Origin of the sequence: Roseovarius nubinhibens ISM, from assembly GCF_000152625.1 — a bacterium.
Lineage (GTDB): Bacteria > Pseudomonadota > Alphaproteobacteria > Rhodobacterales > Rhodobacteraceae > Roseovarius > Roseovarius nubinhibens.
The window spans coordinates 2,120,030-2,142,478 of the sequence record NZ_CH724156.1; the positions used below are offsets into that span (position 1 = coordinate 2,120,030).

24 protein-coding genes are annotated in these 22,449 nt (G+C 63.8%); 8 read left to right on the top strand and 16 right to left on the bottom strand.

The window, feature by feature from the left end:
* The first annotated feature begins 80 nt into the window (after positions 1-80).
* The 4 genes from ISM_RS10140 (at position 81) to ISM_RS10155 (ending at position 4,514) form a co-directional block, all read left to right on the top strand.
* Entirely contained in the window at positions 81-971 is an 891-nt protein-coding gene (locus ISM_RS10140; protein ID WP_009814065.1) for a LysR family transcriptional regulator, read from the top strand.
* A gap of 173 nt (positions 972-1,144) precedes the next feature.
* Complete coding sequence (locus ISM_RS10145; protein WP_009814066.1) at positions 1,145-2,167, top strand: TAXI family TRAP transporter solute-binding subunit; 1,023 nt, start codon at positions 1,145-1,147, stop codon at positions 2,165-2,167.
* Entirely contained in the window at positions 2,164-4,068 is a 1,905-nt protein-coding gene (locus ISM_RS10150; protein WP_009814067.1) for a TRAP transporter permease, read from the top strand. The genes ISM_RS10145 and ISM_RS10150 overlap by 4 nt, the downstream gene beginning before the upstream one ends.
* A complete protein-coding gene (locus ISM_RS10155) occupies positions 4,065-4,514 on the top strand; it encodes a RidA family protein (RefSeq protein WP_009814068.1) in 450 nt (149 codons plus the stop codon). The genes ISM_RS10150 and ISM_RS10155 overlap by 4 nt, the downstream gene beginning before the upstream one ends.
* Before the next feature lie 29 nt (positions 4,515-4,543).
* On the opposite strand, the gene ISM_RS10160 is transcribed toward ISM_RS10155, so the two are convergent.
* From ISM_RS10160 to dctP, 4 genes are all read right to left on the bottom strand, one after another.
* Positions 4,544-5,248, bottom strand: coding sequence for a GntR family transcriptional regulator (locus ISM_RS10160; protein ID WP_009814069.1), 705 nt, complete (start codon positions 5,246-5,248; stop codon positions 4,544-4,546).
* 104 nt (positions 5,249-5,352) lie between these two features.
* Positions 5,353-6,666, bottom strand: coding sequence for a TRAP transporter large permease (locus tag ISM_RS10165; RefSeq protein ID WP_009814070.1), 1,314 nt, complete (start codon positions 6,664-6,666; stop codon positions 5,353-5,355).
* 3 nt (positions 6,667-6,669) lie between these two features.
* Positions 6,670-7,239, bottom strand: coding sequence for a TRAP transporter small permease subunit (locus tag ISM_RS10170; protein ID WP_009814071.1), 570 nt, complete (start codon positions 7,237-7,239; stop codon positions 6,670-6,672).
* Positions 7,240-7,260: 21 nt separating this feature from the next.
* Entirely contained in the window at positions 7,261-8,307 is a 1,047-nt protein-coding gene (gene dctP / locus ISM_RS10175; RefSeq protein WP_009814072.1) for a TRAP transporter substrate-binding protein DctP, read from the bottom strand.
* A gap of 226 nt (positions 8,308-8,533) precedes the next feature.
* On the opposite strand from dctP, the gene ISM_RS10180 reads away from it, so the two are divergent.
* Entirely contained in the window at positions 8,534-9,559 is a 1,026-nt protein-coding gene (locus ISM_RS10180; protein WP_009814073.1) for a histone deacetylase family protein, read from the top strand.
* Here the strand turns inward: ISM_RS10180 and ISM_RS10185 are convergent.
* The 9 genes from ISM_RS10185 to ISM_RS10225 form a co-directional block, all read right to left on the bottom strand.
* Positions 9,556-10,500: a LysR family transcriptional regulator gene (locus tag ISM_RS10185; protein WP_009814074.1), complete on the bottom strand. Its 945-nt coding sequence runs from the start codon at positions 10,498-10,500 to the stop codon at positions 9,556-9,558. The two genes, ISM_RS10180 and ISM_RS10185, sit on opposite strands and share 4 nt — an antisense overlap.
* Positions 10,497-11,165, bottom strand: a complete 669-nt coding sequence (locus ISM_RS10190) for an aspartate/glutamate racemase family protein (protein ID WP_009814075.1) — start codon at positions 11,163-11,165, stop codon at positions 10,497-10,499. Before ISM_RS10190 ends, ISM_RS10185 begins: the two co-directional genes overlap by 4 nt.
* Before the next feature lie 26 nt (positions 11,166-11,191).
* The gene (locus ISM_RS10195; protein WP_009814076.1) at positions 11,192-12,130 is read right to left on the bottom strand and encodes a dihydrodipicolinate synthase family protein; all 939 of its coding nucleotides are present in this window, start codon (positions 12,128-12,130) and stop codon (positions 11,192-11,194) included.
* Positions 12,127-12,762: a flavin reductase family protein gene (locus tag ISM_RS10200; RefSeq protein ID WP_009814077.1), complete on the bottom strand. Its 636-nt coding sequence runs from the start codon at positions 12,760-12,762 to the stop codon at positions 12,127-12,129. The genes ISM_RS10195 and ISM_RS10200 overlap by 4 nt, the downstream gene beginning before the upstream one ends.
* 9 nt (positions 12,763-12,771) lie before the next feature.
* A complete protein-coding gene (locus tag ISM_RS10205; protein ID WP_009814078.1) occupies positions 12,772-13,698 on the bottom strand; it encodes an N-carbamoyl-D-amino-acid hydrolase in 927 nt (308 codons plus the stop codon).
* A gap of 24 nt (positions 13,699-13,722) precedes the next feature.
* Positions 13,723-14,388, bottom strand: coding sequence for an amino acid ABC transporter permease (locus ISM_RS10210; RefSeq protein ID WP_009814079.1), 666 nt, complete (start codon positions 14,386-14,388; stop codon positions 13,723-13,725).
* Between the two features lie 4 nt (positions 14,389-14,392).
* Positions 14,393-15,091, bottom strand: a complete 699-nt coding sequence (locus tag ISM_RS10215; RefSeq protein ID WP_009814080.1) for an amino acid ABC transporter permease — start codon at positions 15,089-15,091, stop codon at positions 14,393-14,395.
* Position 15,092: 1 nt separating this feature from the next.
* On the bottom strand, positions 15,093-15,848 hold the full coding sequence (locus ISM_RS10220; RefSeq protein ID WP_009814081.1) for an amino acid ABC transporter ATP-binding protein: 756 nt from the start codon (positions 15,846-15,848) through the stop codon (positions 15,093-15,095).
* Positions 15,849-15,947: 99 nt separating this feature from the next.
* Positions 15,948-16,781 (bottom strand): transporter substrate-binding domain-containing protein, encoded by an 834-nt coding sequence (locus ISM_RS10225; protein WP_009814082.1) that lies wholly within the window; start codon positions 16,779-16,781, stop codon positions 15,948-15,950.
* A gap of 362 nt (positions 16,782-17,143) precedes the next feature.
* Between ISM_RS10225 and ISM_RS10230 the strand changes: the two genes are divergently transcribed.
* The 3 genes from ISM_RS10230 (at position 17,144) to ISM_RS10240 (ending at position 20,599) form a co-directional block, all read left to right on the top strand.
* Positions 17,144-17,932: an SDR family oxidoreductase gene (locus ISM_RS10230; protein WP_040618011.1), complete on the top strand. Its 789-nt coding sequence runs from the start codon at positions 17,144-17,146 to the stop codon at positions 17,930-17,932.
* Positions 17,933-17,943: 11 nt separating this feature from the next.
* Positions 17,944-19,404, top strand: coding sequence for a dihydropyrimidinase (hydA, locus tag ISM_RS10235; protein WP_040618455.1), 1,461 nt, complete (start codon positions 17,944-17,946; stop codon positions 19,402-19,404).
* A 115-nt stretch (positions 19,405-19,519) separates the two neighbouring features.
* Positions 19,520-20,599 (top strand): GlxA family transcriptional regulator, encoded by a 1,080-nt coding sequence (locus ISM_RS10240; protein WP_009814085.1) that lies wholly within the window; start codon positions 19,520-19,522, stop codon positions 20,597-20,599.
* Here ISM_RS10240 and ISM_RS10245 read toward each other — a convergent pair.
* The 3 genes from ISM_RS10245 to msrB form a co-directional block, all read right to left on the bottom strand.
* Positions 20,596-21,135 carry a peroxiredoxin family protein gene (locus ISM_RS10245; protein WP_009814086.1) on the bottom strand — a complete coding sequence of 180 codons (540 nt, stop codon included), beginning with the start codon at positions 21,133-21,135 and terminating at the stop codon, positions 20,596-20,598. The two genes, ISM_RS10240 and ISM_RS10245, sit on opposite strands and share 4 nt — an antisense overlap.
* A gap of 95 nt (positions 21,136-21,230) precedes the next feature.
* Positions 21,231-21,743, bottom strand: a complete 513-nt coding sequence (gene msrA, locus ISM_RS10250; RefSeq protein WP_040618012.1) for a peptide-methionine (S)-S-oxide reductase MsrA — start codon at positions 21,741-21,743, stop codon at positions 21,231-21,233.
* The gene (msrB, locus tag ISM_RS10255) at positions 21,740-22,186 is read right to left on the bottom strand and encodes a peptide-methionine (R)-S-oxide reductase MsrB (protein ID WP_009814088.1); all 447 of its coding nucleotides are present in this window, start codon (positions 22,184-22,186) and stop codon (positions 21,740-21,742) included. Before msrB ends, msrA begins: the two co-directional genes overlap by 4 nt.
* Positions 22,187-22,449: the final 263 nt, after the last annotated feature.

The following is a 22,449-nucleotide window of genomic DNA, read 5'->3' on the forward strand; positions in this document are numbered from 1 at the left end:
AGGGCGTTCGCCCCGACCGCTGCCCACTGGCGGGGCGGCACCGGATTGCGTAGAACAGAGCAAACGCAAGGGGGGGCGCCGTGGCGATCAAGACGGAAATGTTGCGGTGTTTCGTCACCGTCGCGCAGAGCGGCAATTTGGCGGATGCGGCAGAGCTTCTAGGCCGCACGCCTTCGGCCGTGTCGATGATGCTCAAACAATTCGAACAGCAGCTGGGCAGCCCGCTCTTCGAGAATGAGCGCAAGAACCGGCTCACCGCGCTGGGGCGGTTCGTCTTTGGCGAGGCCCGGCGCGAGATCGACCATTTCGACAAGGTGGTGAATGCCATCGAAAGCTATGCCCGCGCCGATGCCGGGCTTGTGCGGATCGCGGCGATTCCCTCGGTCGCCACCACGATCCTGCCCGAGGCGCTGAGCCGCTTTCTCAAACGTCATGGCGAGGTGCGTGTCCATATCCGCGAGATGGAGACGAGCTATGTGCTGCGAGAGCTCGAAGAGGGCGATGCCGACCTCGGATTTGCCTCGCTCTTGCACCCGATCGCGGGCCTGACGGGCGCGCCGCTCTTTACCGACCGCTTTGGCGTGGTCTGCGCCGCCGATCACCCGCTCGCCCAGAGCGGTGCGCCGGTGCGCTTTGATCAGCTCGCGCAGGAACGGCTCATCGTCAACAGCGTCTGCCAGCAGATCCGCGATCCGGAGTTCAAGGCGCTGCTCGACCGCTCGCAGCTCTCGGTGATGAGCACCCATGCCAATCTCTCGGCGGTGCGGCGCAAGGTCGGCATCACCGTGCTGCCCGAGCTGGTGCTGGCCGAGTTTGGCGACGATCTGCGCTTTGTGCCGCTGGCCGACAAGACGCTCACCCGCACGGTGCAGGAGATCGGCCATGCCCATCTGGCGCTGTCCCCGGCGGCGCTGGCCTTTCGCGACGTGGTGCGGCAGGTGGTGGGCGAAACCCTCCCGAAAACAGGTTAAGCAACCCTGAAGCTTAGCTAAGAAGTTTGCGATTGATAGAAGTTGCAGCCTGTGGCGTCATAGGCCGCGACCGTTAGACCACGATCAACACACCGCTCACAGCCCGCAAGGGCAGGAACAGCCGCCCGCGAGGGCAAGATCAGCCGCCCGCAAGGGTATGAAAGGACATCGATATGACCCATTTCCTGACCCGCCGCCAATGCCTCAAGAGCGCCCTGTCGGCCTCGGTGGCCACCGTCGCCGCCGGTCTGCCGCTCGCCACACGGGCGCAAGGGCTCGATTTTCTGACCATCGGCGGCGGCCCCTCGGGCGGCGTGTTCAACATCGTCGCGACCGGCCTCGCCAATGTGCTGCGCCAATCCTACCCCGAGGCGATCATCGACGTGCAGCCCGGCGGCTCTGGCCCCAACCTGCTGCGCGTCTCGGGCGGCAAGGCCGATCTCGGTATCACCTCGGCCAGCAACGCCTTTGACGCCTGGAATGGCCGCGACCCGGCCACGCCCGAAGCCCCGATCAAGAACGTGCGCGGGTTGATGACCATCATGCAAAGCGCGGTGCAAATCTGGGTCGATGGCAATTCCGACATTCGCTCGATCCAGGATCTGCGCGGCAAACAGGTCAGCGCCGGTCAGCCGGGTCAGACCTCCTGGCTCGCGTTCGAGCGTCTGCTGGCCGCGGCTGGCATGACCATGGAGGATATCGAAAGCGACGGCGGCAAGATGAACAAGCTGAGCTGGTCGGAATCCCACAACGCCCTGCGCAATGGCGAATTGGACGCGGTCATGTGGCTGTCGCTCTGGCCGCACCCCACCGTGCGCCAGAACGAAACCGTGCGCCCGATGCGCGCCCTCTCCTTCGACGATGCCGTGCTCGAGAAATTCCTCGCAAGCTCGGGCGGCTTTGAACGGGTGACCCTGCCCGCCGGTCTCTTTGAAGGTCAGGCAGAGGCGGCCAATACCGTCGGCACCAACACGATCCTCTTTGCCTCGGACAAGATGTCGGACGAGCTGGCCCAGAACATCACCAAGGCGATCTGGGACAATCTCGAAGAGTTCAAGGCGACCCATGCGCTCTTGGGCAACCTCTCGGCCGAGACCGCGGGCAAGGGCATGGTCGTGCCGCTGCATCCGGGCGCCAAGGCATTCTACGACGCCCAGGGCATCGCCTATGACGCGAGCTCCGAGCTCGCCGAATGACAAGCCTGCGCCAAACTGCTGGCGTGGTGACGCGGGACCGGATGATTTCCGGTCTCGCGCTGCTTATGCTGGGATTTCACCTGCTGGCCGCCTCGCCGCTCTGGCTCGCGCCCAATCTCGTGCTGCGCGCCGGTCATATGCTCTTTGCGGCGCTAATCGTGATCCTGCTCTTTCCGCTGGCGCGCACTGCGCTGGGCCGGATGGCCGATATCGCGCTGGCGGCGTTGTCCGTGGTCAGCATCGGCTATGCGGTGGTCTTTGCCCCCGATATCGTGGTGCGCCCGCCCTGGACGCTGACCGCCAGCCCGTTCGAGATTTTCGTGGCCCTCGGCACCGTCTTCGTGGCCCTCGAAATCACCCGCCGCAGCCTTGGGGTCATGATCCCGGTGCTGTGCCTGATCTTTATCGCCTATGCCTTTGTCGGGCCCTATCTGCGTTTTGTGGATGTGCTGCGCCCGCTGGCCCATGGCGGCGTCGACCTGAGCGAATTCGTCGACCAGATGTATTTCAGCTTTGAAGGCATCTTTGGCACCGCGCTCGGCGTGTCGGCGGAATATATCTTTCTCTTCGTCATGTTCGGCGCGGTGCTGCAAGTGGCGGGCGGCGGCGACTTCTTCATCGCCATGACCCGCGCCGTGACCGGCACGAGCCGCGGTGGCCCGGCCAAGATCGCCGTCGTGGCGAGCGGGCTCATGGGCATGATGTCGGGCAGCTCGGTGGCCAATGTCGCGACCACCGGATCGCTCACCATCCCGATGATGAAGAACCTCGGCTATCCCGCCCGCTTTGCTGGCGCAATCGAGGCCATCGCCTCGACCGGTGGCCAGATCACCCCGCCGATCATGGGGGCCGCGGCCTTTCTCATGGCGGCGATACTCGGCATCGAATATGTCGAGGTGGTGCTCGCCGCCTCGCTGCCGGCGCTGCTCTTCTTCGGCTCGCTGCTGATCAGCGTGCATCTCATGGCGCTGCGCCACAATCTCGCGCCGCTGCCCCGCGCCGAGGCCGGGTCGACCCGGCGCATCCTCGCGGGCGGCTGGACCTTCCTGCTGCCGGTGGCGGTGCTGGTGGTGCTGATGCTGCAGGGCTTCACCCCGAGCTATGCCGCCTTCTTCGGCCTGCTCGCGGCGCTTGCGACGCCCTTCCTGCGCCGCTCGACCTTTATCTCGGCGGATCAGCTGAGCGCCGGTGTCCGCTCCGGCGTCGAGGGCGCGGTGGTCGTGGCCGCCGCCTGTGCCTCGGCCGGGATCATTGTCGGCATCGTGCAGATCTCGGGCCTCGGCTTTCGGTTCAGCGCGCTGGTCACCGATTTCTCCGGCGGTTCGCTCAACGTGGCGCTGGTGCTGGCAATGCTCGCGGCTTTCATCTTTGGCATGGGGATGCCGACCACGGCCGCCTATATCATTCAGGCGACGCTGGTCGCGCCCGCGCTGATCAAGCTCGGCGCAGACCCGCTGGCCGCGCATATGTTCGTCTTCTACTTCGCGGTCCTGGGCCAGATCACCCCGCCGCTGGCGGTGGCGGCCTATGCGGCGGCCCCGATCGCGGGCGAAAGCGCCTCGCGCGTCGGCTGGGCCGCCTTTGCCATCGGCCTGCCGATCTACATCATCCCCTTCCTCTTCGTGCTCGACCTGTCGCTGCTCTATCCGCAATGGACGCCGGATCTCGCCTATACGTTCCTGAGATCGGGCGTGGCGCTCTTTTGCATGTCCTCGGTGATCGTCGGCTGGTTCGGCCGGTCACGGCTGGCCATACCGCTGCGGGCGGGCATGTTCGCGGTGGCGGTGCTGATGATCCATCCCAACATCTGGTCGACCGTGGCGGGGCTCGGGATTCTGGCGGGGATTTACGCCCTGCAGATCGCCCTCGGCCGGGGTCACAAGGAGGAAACCCGCGCATGAGCCTCGCAGAGAACACGGCCCCCGCCTATGGCACCACCTATGCCTATGAGCTGGCGACCCGCACCGATGACATGATCTTTCTCGCGGGCCAGATCGCCAAGATCAGCGCCACCGAGATCCATGCCGCGGGCCGCTGCGGCGACACGATCGATGTTGAGACCGCCAAGGACAGCGCCCGCCTCGCCGCCCATCAGGGCATCGCCTGGCTGGGCAAACACTTGGGTCCCGGTGAGCGGATCGAAAAGATCCTGCGCGTCGATGTCTTTGTCGCGGTGACGCCCGAGTTCGATCACATCTCAGAGGTGGCCGACGCCGCCTCCGAGATCTTCATCGAAGCCTATGGCGACGCCGGCCGCCATGCGCGTTCAGTCCTCGGCGTCACCCGCCTGCCACGCAACGCGCCTGTTCTGCTGGAAATCACGGTGAAATACGCGCCGACCAGATAAGTGCGTGACGCAGGCCCCAGGGGTCTCCGTCAGAGCACCATCTTCTGCCGCCGGTCGCGGGCAATGAGCCCGCGGATCTGCGCCACGATCTGATCGGCATGATCGGACGCCAGCCGATCGGCGAGCTCCACATCGCGGGCCTCGATGGCGGCGATGATCTCTTCATGTTCGGTGGCATAGGCCTGCGGCAACCGGTCCTCGAAGGAGGAATAATAAAGCCGCAACAGCCGCCGCCCCTCGTCGAGCACCCGCAGGCACAGCCCTTCGAAATAATGGTTGCGCCCCGCCGCCGCGATGGCCGCGTGCAGCTCGCGGTTGGTGGCGATCATCGCCAGCGCATCCTGCTCGGTCACCGCCTGCACGAACCGCGCCTGCCATTGCCGGATGGGATCGAGATCCTCGGGCTGATGATACTGCGCCGCGAGCCGCGCGGTGACCCGGTACATGAGCGTGATCGTGTCGAAAAACGTGTGCAGGTTGAGGAAATCGATATTGGCCACCACCGCCGTCCGGTTCGGCAAGGCGGTGACGAGCCCTTCGCCCGCCAGCCGCACCAGCGCCTCGCGAATGGGCGTGCGCGACATCGACAGCCGCTCGGCCAGCTGCGCCTCGTCAATCGGGCTGCCCGGCGCACGGGTGAGCTCGATGATCTCGTCGCGCAGCACCTCATAGACCGTCTGCGCCCCCGACCCGCGCTTGCGGAGCTTGGCCTTGGTGACGGGTTTGGAACACATGAAACACCCTCCGGTAAACAGCCATGACATAGGCGCGGCCCAGGCCCGATGACAAGCCGCGAGAAGACGCAACCTGGGCGAGGCGACCCCGCCCAAGCCTGGGATCAGAACCCGACGATCCGCTCTGGCAGCCAGGTCACCAGCGCCGGGAAGAGCGCGATGAGGATCAGCGTGAACACCTGCATCGCGATAAAGGGCAGCACGCCGCGGCACATCTGGCCATAGGTCATGTCCGGCGGCGCGATGGATTTGAGGTAGAAGATCGACGACGCCATCGGCGGCGTGAGATAGCCGGTCTGGATCACCACCAGCACCATCGTCGCGAACCAGATCGGATCGACCCCGGCCTCGCGGATGAACGGGGTGAAGAGCGGCACACAGATGAGCACATTCGCCGTCCAGTCGAGGACAAAGCCCAGCACGAACACCACCAGCAGAAAGAACATCAGCATCTGCGCCGTGCCGAGCCCCGCGCTCTCGATGAAATCGCGGATCATCCGCGCCCCGCCATTGGCGGCAAAGCTGCTCATGAACATCGTCCCCGCCGCCACGATGAGCAGGATCATCGCCGAGATCCGCACCGTCACCTGCAGCGACGCGCCGAGCATCGGCAGCGAAAACCGCCCATTGGCGAGGGTGAGCAACAGCGCCCCGGCCGCCCCCACCGCCGCCGCCTCGGTGGGCGAGGCGATCCCAGCCAGGATCGAGCCGAGCACCGCGAAGATCAGGCCAAAGACCGGCACCATCACCTGCGCCGTGATCCAGAGCTTTTCGCCAAGCGGGCGGTCGCATTCGTCACGCGTCTCAGGCGCCAGAGGCACCGGACGCAACAGCCCATGCACAAAGATATAGGCAAGGAACAGCACCACCATCAAAAGCCCCGGCAGCATCATCCCCGCCAGCAGCTTGCCCACCGACATCTGCGCGAGCGAGGCATACATCACCGCGATCACCGAGGGCGGGATCATCGTCCCGAGCGAGCCACCGGCACAGATCGTCCCGGCGATGAGCACATTGTCATAGCGCGCCTTCTGCATGGCCGGAATGGCCATCATGCCGATCATCACCTCGACCGCGCCGACCACACCGGCGGCGGCGGCAAATACCGCGCCCATGGCAATCGTCGCAATCGCCAGCCCGCCGGGCAGACGGCCAAGCCACATGTTCATCACCCGGTAAAGACGCTCGGCAATCCCCGAGCGTTCGAGCAGCGCGCCCATCAGGATGAACATCGGAATCGCCGACAGGATGAAATTGGTCGAGGCGGTGTAGAATGAGCCATAGAGCTGGTTAAAGGCCACCGGCCCAAAGGCCGTGATCGCCGCGCCCACGGCCACGATGGCCAGCGAAAAAGCGATGGGCAGGCCCAGAAGGATCAGCGCGAATAGCGCCGGGAACATCAATGCTGCGATTTCCATGGGTCAGGCCTCGGATTTGGGGGATGTGGCGGTGTCGAATTTGGGCAGGTCGAGCGGCGGCGCGTCATGCGGGGCGGGCGGCTTGCGCTGCCCCGCAAAGGCGCGCCAGCCTTCCGCCGCGAGCTGCAGCGTCAGCCCCGCCATGCCCAGCGCCAGCACCGTATAGAACGGCCACATCAGCGGCGCCCAAGGGCTCACATGTTCGACCTCGCCATGGACATAGGCGCGCAGCGCCCGCTCGCCCGCGATCTTGCTGAGCCAGCCCATGATCGGCGCCAGCACCAGCAAAAATGCCACCCCGTCGATCATGTCGCGCAGCCGCGCCGGCATCCGCGACGACAAAAGATCGACACGCACATGGGCATCTTCGCGCAGCGTCTGGGCACAGCCCAGAATGAACAGCGTGCCGGTGCTCATATAGGCGATGTCAAAGGCCCAGAGGGTCGGCGCGCCAAACAGATAGCGCGCCGCAACTTCATAGAGCATCGAGGCAATCAGGATGAGCACCATGGCCTGTGCCGCATAATCCAGCAGGCTGGATATCCGGTCGACGAGTTTGAGGATCATCTGCATCCCTCTGCCTCCCTTGCTGGATCAGTGGCCGTTGCGGATCAGATACCCGCTCTGCGCGGCCCAACGATCCTTATAGGCGAGATATTCGTCGAGAATGGCGGCCATACCAGCATCTTCGGCGGCTTTCTTCTTGATCCAGTCGACGCCCGCGGCAGAGAGCTCGTCCTGCACCGATTGATCCAGCTCGATCACCTCGGCCTTGCTCCCGGCAAAGGTCTCCATCGCCTTCATGTCCTTGTCATAGAAGTTGAGAAGGGCCTGCAGCGTGGTCAACTCGGCCGCCGCTTCGATCTTGGGCTTGAGCGCCTCGTCGAGCGCGTCCCAGGTTTCCTGCTTGAGAACGACTTCCCACAGGAAGGTGGGCTGATGGATGCCCGGCGTGATGATATAGGGGGCCGCTTCGTGGAACCCTTCGGGCAGGTTGGCCGAGGGCGGGGCCCATTCGATGGCATCGACGCCGCGACGCTCGAGCAGCGTATAGATTTCTCCGGGGGGCACCACGGTCGGCACCGCGCCGAAATAGTCGCGCATCACTTCGGCCCAGGGGCCAGAGGTCCGGTACTTGAGACCCTTGAGGTCCTCGGTGCTGCGGATTTCCTTGTTGCTATGCGCCATGATCTCGGACGAGCCGATGCCGACGATCAGCGACTTGAGCCCCTCTTGCGCGCGCAGCTCCGACAGCTTCTCTTGACCGCCCGCCTCATAGATCCAGGTCACATAGGCCTCGGGGCCCATGCCGCCGGGAAAGCCTGCAAAGATCGCGTTGACCGGATTCTGGTTGACCAGATAGCTCGGCGTCGAATGGCCGGCCTCGACGATGCCGTCCTTGACCCCGTCATAGACCTGCAGCGCGGGCACGAGGATACCGGCGCCAAAGGGCTGCACCTCGACCGCGCCATCGGTCATCAGCGTCACGTTGTCGGCAAAGCGTTCCAGGAAATTAACATAGAAGGGCGAGCCTTCGGGCACCGAGGTCGGCACGCGCCAGGTCACATCCTGGGCCAGCGACGCCGACCCGATCAGCGCCAGCGCACCGGCGGCGGCAAGGGTTTTCAGGGTGAAGTTCATGGTCGTCTCCTCTGTTGGGCTGTCCGCGTCACCTTCTCCGGGCGCGGCAGATGTATCCAATATACATATGGTCGAAATTGAGTCGACACAAAAAATACATGATGCGGTTTTCGGGGGCGCGCACTGCCGGAAACTCGGGCTGCGGGTCTTGCCAATGCCGCCAATATCGCCACAGTCGCGTTACCGTCGAAATACCGACGTAGTACCGACACGACAGGACAGCCCGATGAAAGCCATTTTCGACGACCGCCAACGCCGCCACGATCCGCAGTTCCGCCTGCTCGATGGCAAGATCATCGAAAACCCCGATCGCCCGGCGCGTGTCGATGTTCTGCTCGATGGTGTAGGGCGGGCGGGCTATGCCCTCACCTCGGCGCAAGACCATGGAATCGCTCCGATTTCTGCGCTGCATACGCCGCGCTATATCGACTTTTTGCGGACGATTCATGCCCGCCGCTCGGCCCTCGTGGGCGATCTGCCCGAGGTCGTGCCAAGCCGCACCTGCCCGGACCGCAGCATGAATTACTCCTATGACACCGAGGCCCTGATGGCCTTTCACAATGCCGACACCTCCTGCCCGATCTCGGCCCAATCCTGGGAGGCGATCTACTGGTCCGCCCAGACCGCTGTGACCGGGGCCAAGACGTTGCTTTTGGGGGATAAAACCGCCTATGCGCTGTGCCGTCCCTCGGGCCATCACGCCTATGCCGAGCTGGCGGGCGGCTTTTGCTTTCTCAACAATTCCGGCATCGCCGCCGAACAGCTGCGCCAAGCCGGTCACCGCCCCGCGATCCTCGATATCGACGTCCACCACGGCAATGGCACCCAAGGCATTTTCTACGACCGCGACGACGTGCTGACCGTCTCTCTCCATGTCGATCCCGCCCAGTTCTACCCCTTCTTCGCCGGCGCCGCCTGCGAGACCGGCCAAGGCCGCGGCGCGGGCTTCAATCTCAACCTGCCGCTGGCCCGCGGCCAGGGCGATGCCGACTACCTCGCCACGCTCGACCGCGCCTTGGCCCATATCGACGCGTTCGGGGCCTCGGTCATCGTTGTGGCGCTGGGGCTCGATGCCCATGAAGGCGATCCTTTTCAAGGGCTTAAAGTCACAACCGACGGGTTCGCCGAGATCGCCCGCGCCATTGCCAGCCTCGGCCTGCCGGTGCTCAACGTCCAGGAAGGCGGCTATATGCAGCCCGCGCTGGGCGACAATCTGGCAAGCTACCTTGGCGCGATGGGCGCGGCTGTCTAACCCAGCGGCACCCCTGCGGGCTGGCTCTCATGTTCGTCCATCACCTGTGACACTTCCTTGACGAAATCCGACGCCAGCCGCGGCAGCGCCGTGTCCTTACGCGTCAACAGGCAGGCATTCATCTGGATCGACGGCGTGAACGGTTTCACCACGAGGTCCATTTTCGCAATCATTGCAGGGGTATAGCTGTCGACGATGGCGATCCCAAGCCCGGCATTGGCGAGCACCGCCGCCGAATGGCAATAGCGCACTTCGACCGCCGGACGATAGGGCGCATTGGCCGCCTCGAACGCCTGCCGCAGCAGCACGCCGAGCCGCGACCCCCGGTCGAGCCCGAGCCCCATATGCCCATGCTCGGCGCAGTCGCCCGCCGTGACAAAGGGCTTGGTCGCCAGCGGGTGATCCTTGGCCAAAAGCGCCACCATCGGCGTCACTTTCATCACCGTGACATCAATGCCCGGATGCGATTGCATCCCCAGCAAAAAGGCGAAATCCACCGTGCCCGCCTCGACCGCCTCGATCACATTCTCCATCCGGCGGATGTCGAACTGAACGCTAACGCCTTGACGTGTCTTGAGAAATCTCTTGAGCGCCAGCGGCATGACCGAATGACCAAGCGGCGGGGTGGCAAGCACCCGCAGCACGCCTGACCGGCCTTCGCGCAGGTCGCGCACGCGGGTCTCGAGACTGCGCAGGTTGAGGAAAATCGGCTCGATCTCGGTGAAGAGAATGCGCGCCTCTTGCGTGGGCACAAGCCGCCGGTTGCGCCGTTCGAAGAGCTGAAACCCAAGCTGTTCCTCGAGCTGCCGGATCGCCAGGGACACGGCAGGCTGTGAAATCCCCAGATCCTCGGCCGCCTGCACCGTGGTCTGATGGGTCATCATCGCGCCAAAGACCTCGAGCAGGCGAAGCGACAGGTCATTTTTGCGCGAAATTTTCATATATTGGCCGCCAACACAGTGCCAAGCGCCATGGCTGTCGCCGCCTGCACCGGGTCGATCACCACGACGCCCAGCGCCTCTTCGAGGGGCTTGCGATGCCGCGCCATCCCGGCACAGCCCAGCAGGATCGCGCCCGCGCCCCGGTCGCGCAGCGCGCCGCCCGTCTCGACCAGCCGGTCAAAGGTGCCCGCGCCGCGTGCCGTTTCATCGACGCTCATGTTGAGGGGAATTTCGCCCACCAGCCGCCCCAGAACGCCCATCCGCGCCATGGTCCGCCGGTGCCGCGCGATGGAGGGCTCGGCCACCGCGATCACCCCAAAGAGATCGGCCCGCGCCATGGCGGTGAGCACGCCCGCGTCCTGGATGCCAAAGACCGGCACCGGGCTGATCGAGCGGCAGGCGTCGAGCCCGGGATCGGAATAGCAGGCGATGACATGGGCCGAGGCATCGGGGCGCGACTGCACCAGCCGGGTGAGCGGCAGGATCACGCTGTCGCTGTCGATCTGGCTCTGGATGCCGAATGGCCCTTCCGCGAGGGTCAGACATTCGATCTCGGGCCCGTGCGGCGTGGCAAAGGGGGCCAGCGCATCGACGAGCCCGTCGGTCACATGGGTGTTGGAGTTCGGGTTGATGACGAGGATCGGGCCGGGGCGGGTGTCGGGCATGGTTCGGCTTTCTGAGGGGCGCGGGGTCAAGTGTCGAGCGCGGCGAGCTTTTGGTCAAGCCGCGCCATGAGGCGGGTGAGATCGGCATGGTCGGCGGCGCTCATCACGGGGCCGGGGGCGCGGACCTTGGGCGAGGCGAGAACGCCGCGCCGGTGCAAGATTTCCTTGCGAATGGCGAGGCCGAGCCCGAGCTGTTGTTCGTAGCGGACCATCGGCAGATAGGCGTCAAAGAGGTCTTCGGCCCCGTCCACATCGCCCGCCTGATGACGGCGCACCACCTCGACCAGCATCTCGGGATAGGCAAAGCCCGTCATCGCCCCATCGGCGCCGCGCTGCAATTCCTGCGGCAAGAAGAGGGCCGCATTGCCGACGAGGATCGAGATCCGGTCGATCTGATCGGAGCCGGTCTCGGCGCGCATCCGGTCGAGCTTGTTCAGCCCCGGCCAGTCCTCATGTTTGAGCATGATGATCTGCGGATTGTCGCGGAAGATGTCGAGCAGGGTCTCGGTCGAGAAATTGACCTTGGTGGTCATCGGATAATCCTGCAGGCAGATCGGCACATCGGGGCCGAGCGTCTGGCAGACCTGCGCGAAATACTTCTTCTGCTGGGCATCGGTTTGCAGGCTCGGCATCGGGGCGACCATGACGCCCGCGGCACCGGCCGCCATCACCCGGTCGGTCAGCGCCTTCATCGGGTCGAGCCCGGCCCCGGAGACGCCCACGATCACCGGCACGCGGCCCGCTACGCGATCCAGCACACGGGTTGCAAATTGGGCGGATTCCTCGCCCGAGAGCTTGGGGGCCTCGCCCATGATGCCGAGAATTGTCATGCCCGTGACACCGCAGTCGAGATAGAAATCGACCATCCGGTCGGTGCTCTCGAGGTCGAGACTGCCATCCTCGGCAAAGGGGGTGGCGGCGATGATATAGACGCCCTGGGCGTGGCGGTCGAAACGATTGGTCATTCTGTCCTCGTTGAGCTCTCGGCCAAAGGGGCCGGAATGGTCAGGCGATCACTTTCCACCAGCCGCGCATAGCGGTCGGCAAAGAGCCGCGCGGTGGGCAGGGTCTCGCCCCAGTTTACATAGCAGGTGTCAAGATCGATGAGCCCGTCACGCGCGCTGATCGCCAGCGCCTCGCCGACGAGAATGCAGCGCTCGGGGCTAAGCGACAATCCGACGGTCTTGCGGCATTCGAGCGCCACGGGCGCAAGGGCAAGCCGGGGCGGCGCGACCATTTTGGAGGGCTGCGTGGCGAGGCCAAGCGCCTCGGTCTCGCTCGCCCCCGGCGCGTATCTGGCAGCGCTGTCGACCATGACAGCGTTGAGATCGGGGGTCAGCATATGGACCACGAACTCGCCCGTGCGTTCAATATTGCGGGTGGTGTCCTTGGGCGTGCCATCCGCGTGATGTTCAAGCCCGAGGATCACGGTGGCCGGATCGGCGCCGAAAACATTGAAGAATGAAAAGGGCGCGAGATTGGTCGAGCCGTCTGGGTTGCAGGTGGTGACCCAGGCAATGGGCCGCGGGATCACCACACCGCACAAGAGCTTGTAGCGGTCCCGCGGGTCGAGCTTGCCAAGGTCGATGTCCAGCATGTCAGGCGCTCAATCCGGCAAGACGACGCCGGTCTGACTGCAGATCAGCCCGTAATGTTCGATCCGGCGATGGCGCGCGAAATCAAAGATGGTCGATTTGCCGAAGCTGCAGGCGTCCATGTCACAGGCATGCACGATCAGTTCATCGCCCTCGGTTTCGGCCCGGGCCATCACATAGCCATTGGGATCGACAATCATGCTGCCCCCCATGAGCGGATGACCGTCCTCGTCGCCCGCCTTGGCCACGCCGACCACCCAGGTGGCGTTTTGATAGGCCGCCGAAGTCATCGACAGTTCCGAATGGTAGAGCCGCTTTTCCAGCCCTTCGACCGAATCCTGCGAATTGACCGAGGGCGTGTTATAGCCAAGCATCACCAGCTCGACCCCTTGCAGCCCCATCACGCGATAGGTCTCGGGCCAGCGCCGGTCGTTGCAGATGCACATGCCCATGATCGCATCCATGTTGCGCCACACCTGAAAGCCGGTGTCGCCCGGTTCGAAATAACGCTTTTCAAGATGCTGAAAGGCGCGATCATGATCGAATTCGGAATGACCGGGCAGATGGGTCTTGCGGTATTTGCCGACGATGTTGCCGTCGCGGTCGGTGAGGATCGAGGTGTTGAAATGGCGCCCCTCGGGTGTCAGCTCGGCATAGCCGAAAGAGATCGCAATCTGTGCCTCGCGGGCGGCGGCAAAGAGCGGCGCGGTGGCGGCATTGGGCATTTCGCGTTCGAACCATTGGTCGACCTCGGCCTGATCTTCCATGTACCAGCGCGGAAAAAACGTGGTCAGGCAGAGTTCGGGAAACACCACAAGATCACAGCCCGCCCCTTTGGCCTGCTGTAACAGGGCGATCATCCGGTCGACCACCTCCTCGCGCGTGTCGGCCTTCTGAATAGGGCCCATCTGGGCGCCGCCAATGACAATCTCACGCATCTGCGTTTCCTTCCTTCAACTGGTCTAATGAGCGATGCGGCGTTCGAACCGGCTGACAAGCCGGACGAGGGGCCACAAAATGACGAGGTAAATGCCTGCCGCGAGCACGAGCGGAGAGGCGCTATAAGTGACCGAGCGCGCCATATCGGCGGCATAGAGCATCTCGGCCAGCGACACGACAGAGGCGAGCGAGGTGAGCTTGACCACTTCGATCGTGTTGGAGATGAGATCGGGCAGCACGTTGCGCACCGCCTGCGGCAGCACGACATAGGCCATGGTCTGGGACGCGCCGAGCCCGGTGGAGCGCGCGGCCTCGGTCTGACCCGTGCCGACCGAGCCGATGCCGGCGCGAAAGATCTCGCCGTAATAGGCCGAGTTGTTGAGCAAGAAGGCAATCGCCACGGCGGCAAAGGGCGACAGGCGCAGCCCGGCAAAGGGCAGGCCGGAGTAGACAAAGATCAGCAGCACGAGCGGCGGGATCGCGCGGAAAAAGTCGACAAACCCCACCGTCGCCCAGCGCAGCGCACGGTTCTGGCTCAGCATGCCGAGCGCCGCAAAGAGCCCACCCAAAAGCCCCATGGGAATGACCACGGCACAGATCGCCAGCGTCATCCAGAGCCCGCGCAGGATCGTGGGCCAGGCGGCGATCATGATCTCGATATTGAAGAATTGTTCGATCAACTGGTCCATCGGATCACGCCTTCTTCCACGAGTAGCGCCGTTCGAGCCAGCGCGACATGATCACGAAGGGCAGGAAAAGCAGCACATAGGCCAGCGCCGCCAGCAGGAGGGGCGAGGCGTTGCCGGAAAAGCTCTGAGCTGTGGTGGCCTGATTGAGAATGTCGGGCACCCCGATCACCGTGCCGAGGGCGGTCATCTTGGTGATGGCGATGGCACGGTTGGTGAGCGGCGGGATCGCAAGGCGCATCGCCTGCGGCAAGATCACATAGCCGAGCGTCTGGGTAAAGCCGAGCCCGGTCGAGCGCGCGGCCTCCCACTGGCCCTTGTCGACCGAGGTGATGCCCGCCCAGAGGATTTCCTCGGCAAAGGCCGCGAGGATCAGCGTCAGCACCACAAAGAGCACCATGAAGGCCGACAGGTATATGCCCGCATTGGGCAGGCCGAAAAAGACCAGAAGGATCACCACCAGAGGCGGTAGGGCACGGAACACATCGGCAAAGACCACGATGAGAAAGGAGAGCGGCCCGACGCGGTACGCCCGCAGGCAGGCCAGAAGCGTGCCGAGCGTCATGCCGACGAGGATGATCAGCACCGACAGCCAGACGGTGACCCCGACCCCGGCGAGGATCGACGGGGCGTATTTGACCAGCACCTCCCAGTTGAGAAAGGTCTGGGCAAAGCGTTCGAGCCCGCTGAGCGCCTCTGTTTCCATCTCAGGCGCCCCCGGTGACGCGGGACAGGAAGCTGCGCGTGCGGGCGTGGTTCGGGTTCTCGAAAATCCGCTCGGGGCTGCCCTGTTCGACGATCTGCCCGTCATCCATGATAATGACGCGGTCGGCGGCCTCGCGGGCGAATTGCATTTCATGGCTAACGACCAGCATGGTCATGCCGGTCTCTTTCAACTCGCGCATCACGGCGAGCACATCGCCCACAAGCTCGGGGTCGAGCGCCGAGGTCGGTTCGTCAAAGAGCATCACCTGCGGCTCGAGCGCGAGGGCGCGGGCGATGGCGACGCGCTGTTGCTGACCGCCGGACAGGGCGGCGGGCAGGTTTTCGGATTTATCGGCGAGCCCCACCTGTTCGAGCGCCGCCATGGCGCGGGCATCCGCCTCGTCGCGCGACTGGCCGAGCACCTTGCGCAGGGCCAGTGTCACGTTGCGGCGCGCCGAGAGATGCGGGTAGAGGTTGAAGGATTGAAACACCATTCCAATACGCTGGCGTATGGCATTGAGATCGACGCCTTTGCCGGTGACCGGATCGCCTTCGAGAAAGATGTCGCCCGCGTCCGGCTCTTCGAGCCGGTTACAGCAGCGCAGCATGGTGGATTTGCCTGATCCGGACGGCCCGAGCACAAAGACCAGCTCGCTATGTTCGACGCTGATATCGACGCCCTTCAGCGCGTGAAAAGTTCCGAAATGCTTGTGCAGGCCGCGAACCTCGAGCGAGGGGCGTTGCGTGGGGGCGTTCATGAGGGCAGGTCTTTCGGCTGTGTTCGGACGGGGCGGTAACGGGGCGGAAAAGGGCTCCGCCGCACTGGGCGGCGAAGCCAAGTCTCGGGGAGAGAGAGGTTAACAGCTGGGGGTGTGCCCATCCTCGGCATAGCCATCGAAACCGGGCTGGCCATGGCCGGGCAGCGGCGTCAGCGCGACCGAGCCTTCGGCGGGGGGCATGCCGAACCATTTCTCATGCATGGCCGCGATCGTGCCGTCGATCTTCATGCATTCGATCACGTTTTCGACCGTATCGCGCAGTTCGGTGTCTTCCTTGCGGAAGGGCATCCCCCAGACCTTGCCGGTGGAATAGAGAAAGCTGGTCTCGATATTGGGGTTCTTCTTGGCGGCCCAGGCCGACACGGTGTTGCCCGCGACATTGGCAAAGGCGCGGCCCGAGATGACGGCTTGGACGGCGTCGGTGTTGCTGCCAAAGCTTTCCACGGTCCAGCCGATTTCATCGGCCAGCTCGCGCGCCCAGCTGTCATAGGCCGAGCCCTTGTTCACGGCGATGACCTTGCCATTGAACTCCTTGAGATCGGTGATCTCAGGGGTGCCGGCTTTGACCACGAACTGAAAGTCGGTGTTCAGATAGCCCTCGGAGAAGAGCAGGTTGTTGGCGCGCTCCTCGGTGATCGTGGTGGGGGCCACGACGAAATCATAGGTGCCGGCCTGCAGCCCCGGCAGGATGCCCGAGAATTGCGTGGCGACGATATTCATCTCGGCACCGAGACGTTTGCCGATTTCATTGGCCAGATCGACGTTAAAGCCTTCGATCCCGCCGTCGAGCTTGGGCATGGCATGGGGGGCGAAAGTCCCGTCGAGGGCAACGGTATAGCTGTCCTTGGCGAGCGCTGGCCCGGTGATCATCGCGGCCGTGATGGCCGCAGTCGCGAAGAGGCGCGTAAACATGGTTGAACTTCCCTGTGATTCATTATGATTGAGGTCATAACTATAAATTTCACGCGGTCTGGTCATAGAAATAATGGTGCCAGCCTTATTAAACTTTCGATATGTCTATATGCACATCTTATAAATGCGGTCAAAAAACGTTTTTGATTAATTGATGTGCAGGAGCGAATTGAGCGCTTAAATATTTGACTTTGCTTGGGTATTCCTCCCAACGGGCGCGATATCGCGATGGTCACCCCCGGTGGCTTGCCCTAATTTTGACCAGCGGGGCAACGGCTTGACCTCTGCCGCGAAACTGCCAGTCATGGGGCAAAGCGAAAACCACCGGGCCGCAGGGCGGCACCGGCAGCAGGGAGATGGAGATGGATCTGGGATTGAGCGGCAAGGGCGCGCTGGTGTTGTCATCCTCGCGCGGGCTTGGGCTTGGGATCGCGCAGGCGCTGGCCGAGGAAGGGGCGAATGTCCTGCTCACCGGGCGCAACGCGCAGGCGCTTGCCGCGAATGCGGCGGCGATCAACGCGCGCGGCAAGGGCACGGCCCATACCCATGTCTTTGATCTCAATGACGCGGGCGCGGTGCCGGGTCTCGTCGCGGCGGCGCGGGCGGCGCTGGGCCGCATCGACATTCTTGTGAACAACACGGGCGGGCCGCCGCCGGGCCGGATGGCGGATGTCGATCCGGCGCTTCTTGCCACGCATTTCGATGCGATGGTGCTGCGGCTGGCCGAGATCACCCAGGCGGTTCTGCCCGATATGCGCGAGGCTGGCTGGGGCCGGATCATCACCGTGGGCTCGTCCGGTGTGGTGCAACCCATTCCCAATCTCGGGCTTTCAAACGCGCTGCGCTCGGCGCTGGTGGGCTGGTCGAAATCGCTGTCGAATGACCTCGCGGGCGAGGGGATCACCGTCAACATGCTCTTGCCCGGCCGTATCCATACCGACCGTGTCGACGAGCTTGACGCCGCCGCTGCCAAACGCACGGGTCAGGACGTCGACGCCGTGCGCAAGGCGTCGCGGGCCGCGATCCCGGCGGGGCGTTATGGTAAGGTGGAGGAGTTCGGCGCGGTGGCGGCCTTTCTCGCAAGTGCCCAGGCCAGCTATGTCACCGGAAGCCTGATCCGCTGTGATGGCGGGTCGATCAAATCGGTCTGAGGAGGATGGAGATGAGTTACGATCTGGTCATCAAGAACGGCACATTGGTCACCGCCTCGGAGAGCTACAAGGGCGATCTCGGCATTCGCGACGGGCGTATCGTGGCACAGGGCGAAGGGCTCAGCGCGGCGGATGAGATTGACGCCACCGGCAAGCTGGTGATGCCCGGCGGCATCGAGGCCCATTGCCATATCGCACAGGAAAGCGCGACCGGCGGCATGACGGCGGATGATTATCGCAGCGGCTCGATCAGCGCGGCCTATGGCGGAAATTCCTGTTTCGTGCCCTTCGCGGCGCAGCATCGCCATATGGGCGTGCTGGAAACGCTCGACCTTTACGACAGCCGGGCCGAGGGCGCGTCGGTCATCGACTATAGCTATCATCTCATCGTTGCGAACCCGAGCGAAGAGGCGCTGACCCGCGAATTGCCCGAGGCGTTTCGGCGCGGCATCACCTCGTTCAAGGTCTTCATGACCTATGATCTGATGAATATCGACGACAGCCAGTTTCTCGACATCCTGACCGTGGCCAAGGCCCATGGCGCGCTGACCATGGTGCATGCCGAGAACAATGGCATGATCAAATGGATGTCCAAACGCCTTTTGGACAAGGGGCTGACCGCGCCGCGCTATCACGCGGTGAGCCACCCGGCGCTCGCCGAAGAAGAGGCCATTCACCGCGCCATCAGCCTGGCCAAGCTGGCGGATGCGGCGCTGATGATCGTGCATGTCTCGACCAGCGAAGGGGCGGATCTTGTGAGCCGCGCGCGGCTCGACGGGGCGAAGATCCATGCCGAAACCTGCCCGCAATATCTCTTTCTGACGCGGCAGGACCTGGACCGTCCCGGCATGGAGGGGGCGAAGTTCATGTGCTCGCCCCCGGTGCGCGACGAGGCCACGCAGGCCGCGCTCTGGCGTCATCTCGAGGCGGGCACCTTCACGGTGTTTTCCTCCGATCACGCGCCCTATCGCTTTGATGAGACCGGCAAGCTCGCCAACGGGCCTGAGGCCACGTTCAAACAGATCGCCAATGGCATGCCGGGGATTGCGCTGCGCCTGCCGCTGCTTTTCTCGGAAGGGGTGGTCAAGGGCCGGATTTCCGCCAGTCAATTTGTCGCTCTGTCGAGCACCAATGCCGCGCGGCTCTATGGCATGCTGCCCACCAAGGGCACGCTGGCCATCGGTGCGGATGCCGATATTGCCATCTGGGACCCGAAAGAGACCCGCAAGGTGACGGTCGAGGATCAGTATGACAATATGGATTACACGCCCTTCGAGGGGATCGAGCTGACCGGCTGGCCGACGACGGTGCTCACCCGTGGCATCCGGGTGATCGACAACGGCACGCTCATGGTCGAGCCGGGGCATGGCCGGTTCGTTGCCCGCGCGCCCGGCGATTTCGGGCCGCAACCGGGCCATCGCGCGCCCGAGCTTGACCCGGCGCAGAATTTCGGCGCCGATATCGCGCCTTAAGATCTGGCCCGCGCTTCCCCCGTGCGCTGCCCATTGTGAACGGGCGGCGCGCGGGCTATCACAGGGGCCGCAACGAGACGCGCCAGTGGTGCCGAGATTTTGCGTTGCGACGAGAATGCAGGACGCCGACCCGATGAGCCGCCGCGACATATCCCCGACGACCCCCGCCAAGGATTACTGGGCGATGCATTTCGACCGGGGCGGTCAGGGGCCTGCGCGGTTTGTCTTTCTGCTTCTCGATAATTTCTCGCACCTGTCGCTGACCACCGCGCTCGAGGCGCTGCGTCAGGCCAATAAGGTGCTGAAATTTCAGCAATTCAGTTGGGCGCTCTGTGGCGAAGGCGGGCTGTCGAAACAATCTTCTCTGGGGTTTTCCGCCGCGCTCGACATGGGGCTCGAGGATCTGCGGCCCGGTGACACGCTCGTTGTGGTCGGCGGGGTCGAGGTCGACGCGGGCAGCACCGACGCGGTTCTGGCCTATCTGCGGCGCATGGCGCGGCGGGGCCTGCCGGTGGGCGGGCTCTGCACGGCGGCGCATACGCTGGCCAAGGCGGGGCTGATGGATGATCGGCGTGCGACCATCCATTGGGAAAACAGCGAAAGTTTCGCGGAAATCTTCGACACCGTGCCGCTCTGTGATGAGTTCTACGTGCTCGAGGACGGCTATTTCACCACCGCAGGCGGGACCACGGCAATCGACCTGATGCTGGCGCTGTTCACCCGGGCGCTGGGCGGCGAGGTGGCGACCGGGGTCGCGGCCAACATGAATTACACCAACATCCACGCCATTCAGCGCGAAACCCGGATGACCGCCGCCGAGCGGGAGAGCGTCCGGCATCCGGTGGTGGTCAAGGCGCTCAACGTCATGGAGCGCGAGATCGAGATGCCGCCGACGCCCTCGGAGATTGCCGAAGAGGTGGGGATTTCCACCCGGCAGCTTGAGCGGTTGTTCAAACATCACCTCGGGCGGTCGCCCAAGCGCTATTACAACGAATTCCGCGTGCAAAAGGCCTATCGGCTCATCCTGCAGACCGATCTCACGGTGATCGAGATCGCCATGGCCTGCGGCTTTAGCTCGGCCTCGCATTTCTCCAAAGTGTTCCGGCAGATCCACAATTGCTCGCCGCTGAGCCTGCGCCGCGAGCGCGGCGCAGAGGGGCATCTGATGGCCCAGATGACCGGCTATCGCGTCTAAGCCAGGCCATCCCGGGCGCTGCCTGTGGTGTTATGGCAGGCGTTATCAAAGTCGAGCGTCTCTGCCTCAAGCGCTGTCAGCAGCCGCGCCGCATCGAGACGAAAATCGGCATGAACCACACGCCCCTCAGGGTCAATCACGGTGAACCATGGCGTGCCGCCGGATCGATAATCCTCCATAAAGGTCGGGTAGCGTTCGCCTTCGGGCGGGAGATCGTGACCAAAGGGCATTTTCAGCCCGTACTGCTCTTGGTTCACGCGCAGTTTGTCCGCCGTGTTCACCTCGGCCCCCTCGAACACCGTTTGGATCACGGCAAAGCCCACACTCCTATCGGCTAGCCGGTCCTGCAGCAGCCGCAGCGTCGGAAAGCCGCGCGAATGGCAGCCGGGGCACCAGTGTTGAAAACAATAGAGTATCTTGTATCCGGTCCCCAGATCGGCCAGCCGAAGCGGGCGATCTAGGGGGGCACCCTTGGCGTCGATCCAGTGGGTGACGCGCAGCTCGGGCGCGGTTTGATGAAGTCCTCCAAATTGCATGGCACGTCCTCTCTGTTTGCCGAAAGCGGGGGCTTTCGGACAGTTGGGGCGAGGCGGGGCGGCATGGGCCGCCCGGCCATATGTCATTTATGCGCTCAGGCGGCGCTGTCGGCCTTGCGCTTGGGCAGCACCCAGTCGGGGCGCGGGAAATGGCAGGTATAGCCAGTGGGGAAGCGCTCGAGATAATCCTGATGCTCGGGTTCGGCCTCCCAGAAATCGCCCACCGGCTCGACCTCGGTCACCACCTGGCCCGGCCAGAGACCGGAGGCGTTCACATCGGCAATCGTGTCGAGCGCCACCTGTTTCTGGGTCTCGTCGACATAGTAGATGGCCGAGCGATAGCTCGCGCCCATGTCATTGCCCTGACGGTTGGCGGTGGTCGGGTCGTGGATCTGGAAGAAAAACTCCAGCAGCTCGCGAAAGCTCGTCTTGGCCGGATCGTAGTGAATTTCGATCCCCTCGGCATGGGTGCCGTGGTTGCGATAGGTTGCGTGGGGCACGTCGCCGCCGGTATAGCCGACGCGGGTGGAAATAACGCCGGGAAGCTTGCGGATAAGGTCCTGCATGCCCCAGAAACAACCGCCAGCGAGTACAGCACGTTCAGTCATCGGATATCCTCCACTTGATCCAGATAGTCGCCGTAGCCTTCGGCCTCCATCTCGTCGCGAGGGATGAACCGCAGGCTGGCGGAATTGATGCAGTAACGCAGGCCGCCGGTCTCCGCCGGCCCGTCGGGGAACACATGGCCCAGGTGGCTGTCGCCATGGGATGAGCGCACCTCGGTGCGGATCATACCATGAGTCGTGTCGCGCAGCTCATTGATATGATCGGTGACGATCGGCTTGGTAAAGCTGGGCCAGCCGCAGCCGGATTCGTATTTGTCCGAGCTGGCGAACAGCGGCTCGCCAGAGACGATATCCACGTAGATACCAGGCTCTTTATTGTCGAGATATTCACCGCTTCCGGGGCGTTCGGTGCCGTTTTCCTGGGTCACGCGGTATTGTTCGGGGGTGAGGCGGGCGATGGCGTCTTGGTCTTTGCGATAGGTCATGTCGGTCCTCCGTCCGTCAGTCATTGGGTTGAGCCGAATATGGGGCCGGTGGCGGCAGAATCCCACTGTTGAGGCCGGATCGTTTCAACAGCCTCTCTCAAACGTGAGAGGATTGCACGAGGATTGCGCGGCGGAAATACCGTGTGGGACAAAGGGTTAATTCGCCGAAACCCTGCGAAAATGGCCTGTCGGTGACACGTCGGTATCACGTCGGTAACCCGACAGTGCGGGTTTTGCGGCCCGGACCAAGGGTTAACAGGTCC

What these genes read in the sequence shown, in the direction of transcription:
- ISM_RS10145 (WP_009814066.1), top strand. Translation starts at nt 1,145, where the DNA reads ATGACCCATTTCCTGACCCGCCGCCAATGCCTCAAGAGCGCCCTGTCG.
- ISM_RS10150 (WP_009814067.1), top strand. Translation starts at nt 2,164, where the DNA reads ATGACAAGCCTGCGCCAAACTGCTGGCGTGGTGACGCGGGACCGGATG.
- ISM_RS10155 (WP_009814068.1), top strand. Translation starts at nt 4,065, where the DNA reads ATGAGCCTCGCAGAGAACACGGCCCCCGCCTATGGCACCACCTATGCC.
- ISM_RS10160 (WP_009814069.1), bottom strand. Translation starts at nt 5,248, where the DNA reads ATGTGTTCCAAACCCGTCACCAAGGCCAAGCTCCGCAAGCGCGGGTCG.
- ISM_RS10165 (WP_009814070.1), bottom strand. Translation starts at nt 6,666, where the DNA reads ATGGAAATCGCAGCATTGATGTTCCCGGCGCTATTCGCGCTGATCCTT.
- ISM_RS10170 (WP_009814071.1), bottom strand. Translation starts at nt 7,239, where the DNA reads ATGCAGATGATCCTCAAACTCGTCGACCGGATATCCAGCCTGCTGGAT.
- dctP (WP_009814072.1), bottom strand. Translation starts at nt 8,307, where the DNA reads ATGAACTTCACCCTGAAAACCCTTGCCGCCGCCGGTGCGCTGGCGCTG.
- ISM_RS10180 (WP_009814073.1), top strand. Translation starts at nt 8,534, where the DNA reads ATGAAAGCCATTTTCGACGACCGCCAACGCCGCCACGATCCGCAGTTC.
- ISM_RS10185 (WP_009814074.1), bottom strand. Translation starts at nt 10,500, where the DNA reads ATGAAAATTTCGCGCAAAAATGACCTGTCGCTTCGCCTGCTCGAGGTC.
- ISM_RS10190 (WP_009814075.1), bottom strand. Translation starts at nt 11,165, where the DNA reads ATGCCCGACACCCGCCCCGGCCCGATCCTCGTCATCAACCCGAACTCC.
- ISM_RS10195 (WP_009814076.1), bottom strand. Translation starts at nt 12,130, where the DNA reads ATGACCAATCGTTTCGACCGCCACGCCCAGGGCGTCTATATCATCGCC.
- ISM_RS10200 (WP_009814077.1), bottom strand. Translation starts at nt 12,762, where the DNA reads ATGCTGGACATCGACCTTGGCAAGCTCGACCCGCGGGACCGCTACAAG.
- ISM_RS10205 (WP_009814078.1), bottom strand. Translation starts at nt 13,698, where the DNA reads ATGCGTGAGATTGTCATTGGCGGCGCCCAGATGGGCCCTATTCAGAAG.
- ISM_RS10210 (WP_009814079.1), bottom strand. Translation starts at nt 14,388, where the DNA reads ATGGACCAGTTGATCGAACAATTCTTCAATATCGAGATCATGATCGCC.
- ISM_RS10215 (WP_009814080.1), bottom strand. Translation starts at nt 15,091, where the DNA reads ATGGAAACAGAGGCGCTCAGCGGGCTCGAACGCTTTGCCCAGACCTTT.
- ISM_RS10220 (WP_009814081.1), bottom strand. Translation starts at nt 15,848, where the DNA reads ATGAACGCCCCCACGCAACGCCCCTCGCTCGAGGTTCGCGGCCTGCAC.
- ISM_RS10225 (WP_009814082.1), bottom strand. Translation starts at nt 16,781, where the DNA reads ATGTTTACGCGCCTCTTCGCGACTGCGGCCATCACGGCCGCGATGATC.
- ISM_RS10230 (WP_040618011.1), top strand. Translation starts at nt 17,144, where the DNA reads ATGGATCTGGGATTGAGCGGCAAGGGCGCGCTGGTGTTGTCATCCTCG.
- hydA (WP_040618455.1), top strand. Translation starts at nt 17,944, where the DNA reads ATGAGTTACGATCTGGTCATCAAGAACGGCACATTGGTCACCGCCTCG.
- ISM_RS10240 (WP_009814085.1), top strand. Translation starts at nt 19,520, where the DNA reads ATGCAGGACGCCGACCCGATGAGCCGCCGCGACATATCCCCGACGACC.
- ISM_RS10245 (WP_009814086.1), bottom strand. Translation starts at nt 21,135, where the DNA reads ATGCAATTTGGAGGACTTCATCAAACCGCGCCCGAGCTGCGCGTCACC.
- msrA (WP_040618012.1), bottom strand. Translation starts at nt 21,743, where the DNA reads ATGACTGAACGTGCTGTACTCGCTGGCGGTTGTTTCTGGGGCATGCAG.
- msrB (WP_009814088.1), bottom strand. Translation starts at nt 22,186, where the DNA reads ATGACCTATCGCAAAGACCAAGACGCCATCGCCCGCCTCACCCCCGAA.